This window comes from Bacillus sp. LR--39 (assembly GCF_053613335.1).
Genome location: NZ_JBSIOT010001644.1, coordinates 1 through 511, shown reverse-complemented (window position 1 = coordinate 511; position 511 = coordinate 1). Strand labels below are relative to the sequence as shown.

Here is a 511-nt window from a genome sequence, read left to right as displayed (position 1 = left end):
CGGCGGAATTCTTGATCAGCAGTCGGAAAATCGCTGGTTTAAACATATCATGACCGGCGGAGAACACACCTTTACCTGGACATATACCGCCCCCCACAATACGAGCCAATGGCACTACTATATCACCAAAAAAGGCTGGGATCCTGACAAACCGCTTAAGCGCGCAGACTTTGAACTGATTGGCGCCGTTCCGCATGACGGTTCCCCTGCATCTCGCAATTTATCTCACCACATTTATATTCCTGAAGACCGCCTCGGGTATCATGTCATACTTGCCGTTTGGGATGTGGCTGATACTGAAAACGCTTTCTATCAAGTGATTGATGTTGATCTAGTAAACAAATAAAGCCTGGACTTTTCTTGTCTGTCTGGAAAACCGATTTGTGAATCAGCGGGTTTTGGTGCAAACAGAGAAAATAAGCGATCAAAACCCCGGCATGTTTTGGAGAGCCGGGGTTTTTGAGATTCGTTATTTCTTTTTCTTCATTGCGGCAGCCATAAACGGCAGCAG

At 46.4% G+C, this 511-nt stretch carries 1 pseudogene; it reads left to right on the top strand.

Annotation, left to right across the window (positions count from 1 at the left end):
• Positions 1-340 (top strand): annotated as a pseudogene (locus tag ACWHAR_RS32275) (lytic polysaccharide monooxygenase); the annotation flags it as partial.
• Positions 341-511: the final 171 nt, after the last annotated feature.